At 54.9% G+C, this 1,936-nt stretch carries 2 protein-coding genes; both read right to left on the reverse strand.

Translation table 11 applies throughout. The annotated features are described in order from the left end of the window. On the reverse strand, window positions 1–1,020 hold a 1,020-nt coding region (locus FDW94_RS05585; protein WP_137377264.1), incomplete at its 3' end, for a RecT family recombinase. Window positions 1,021–1,034: 14 nt separating this feature from the next. After that, window positions 1,035–1,936, reverse strand: a 902-nt coding sequence (locus FDW94_RS23900; RefSeq protein WP_249358314.1) for a PD-(D/E)XK nuclease-like domain-containing protein, incomplete at its 5' end; no start/stop codon positions are given.

Raw genomic sequence — 1,936 nt, forward strand, 5'->3', positions numbered from 1 at the left:
CATGTCTGCGAGGGTGATGCTGAACTGATCGTGCAACTCGTCGCCCAGGTGACGTTTCGCCGCTGCCAGAACTCGCTCAACTTCCCCGAAACGTGCTGCTGCATCCGGTTCGTCCGGAGACGGTAGGGAGTTGATTGCGGCTTCAACCTTGTTGCGTGAATCAACCAGGTAATAACGTTTCACCGCCTTGTTCTTCAGCTCGGTGAACAGGGAAGATCCGAGTGTGGCCTTCGCACTTTCGATATCAGCGCGCAGTGCTTTGGCGCTATCAACATCTTGCGCAGCATCGATGCGTTCGCGGAAATCATCGGCCAGTGAGTCGATATTTACCGATGATTCCTGTGCGCTTTGCGTGGTTGTGACAGTGTCACCTGAGATATCAGCCAGGTTAACGTGTATCGGTGCCGGGTTAATCTCTTTCTCAGTGCGCGGCTCAACTTCATCTGGACTGTAGACGCCGAGGATGACTTCTGGGCAGTACAGGCGAGCCCAGTATTTCACTGCCAGATAAGCGATTTGTTGTTTCGGTGCTGTTTTCCACAATGGAGAGTTACGTGTGGTGATATCTGCCAGGTAGATTGGCTCACCCCAGGTTATTTCATCTTCTCCTCGCAGTACGGCGCCGACCCGGATAAACAGGCCTAATTCATCGCGGCCGTCTTTTTTCCCGGCGATTTTCTCCCAGTCACCGCCATATTCGTAATGGAAGCGACCAATGATGGCGCTGGAACTGGAAATCACTGCGTTAACCAGTTGCGCTTCGTAACCCAGTACACCGTTGACCAGGTGCGTTTTCTGGGCAACCGCATATGGGTTCATTCCCCACTGCATAGCCTGCATGACGATCGCCATACAGTCGGCAGGTTTCCCCGCTAGGTGTTTGGGAACGGTGACGGCAGACTGTGCCATCAATTCAGCGAAAGAGGTTAGCTGGCCGAGCGCCTGTACGTTGAATACAGCGTTGCTGGCGGAAATGGTGTTAGGAGCCTGCTCAGTCGTAATGATGTTAGTATTTTGCATGGTCAAATCCTCCATTAAGCCAGACGCAGCGCTTCAAGGCGGCGCAGGTCGAAGTCGTTCAGTTCGTCGGTGTAATCAGCGGTGATCGGCGCTGGCCACTCGCCAGAGTCAAAGCCGGTAGCGATGGCGCGCATCGCCTTGCGGTACTCGAGCATGCCCAGTTCCAGCAGTTCGGTGGATGCCTCGATGATGGCGATCCAGTGGTAGTTCTCGTCTTTGTTGACGAAAATCCAGAAGAACTGGTCCAGCGCTGCGGTCTCGCAATACATGGCCGCGCTCAGGTGATAGTCACGGTCGATGATTTCGCGGTGCAGTTTGGCGCGCAGGCCTTCCTGCTTAATATTCCACATGCTGATAGTTTTCAGGTCGGCACCAATACGCACACCATCCAGATCTATTTCCAGATCTGGACGAACACGGACTTCCAGACCGGTTTCGTCGTCGAAGCCAAAGTAGCTGACTTCTACTGCGCGGCTCGGGTGTGTCAGTAGCTTGCCAGCGGTCGGGTGCTGGATCAGGGCTTTCTGAATGCTCAGTGCAGTGCTCAGTTGCTGGCGGGTGACCAGCACTTTCCCATGCGGATTCTCGCGCCACGCATCCAGCAGTTCGTCGGCAAAGACGGCGTCCGGATTAACAGACTTCACGGTCTGGATCAGATCCGCTTTGGTACCGGACACTTTCAGCGGTTGCGGCTTCTGCGCTTCCTGTGCCACCAGGTCAGGATTGATGATTGCCAGCTGCTCGAGTAACGCATCACGACTACCGCTGGTTTTCACCTGAGCAGGCAGAGTGGCGTTGTATTCTTTGATGCAGGCTTTCATCGCCGCTGCGGTCTGCTTCTGGTCCGTTCCGATACGCTGGTACTCTTCTGGCAGCGACATGTAGCTCTGGCCAGTTTCCTCGACTGAACCACCCA

The organism is Citrobacter sp. wls757, from assembly GCF_005280935.1.
Lineage (GTDB): Bacteria > Pseudomonadota > Gammaproteobacteria > Enterobacterales > Enterobacteriaceae > Citrobacter > Citrobacter portucalensis.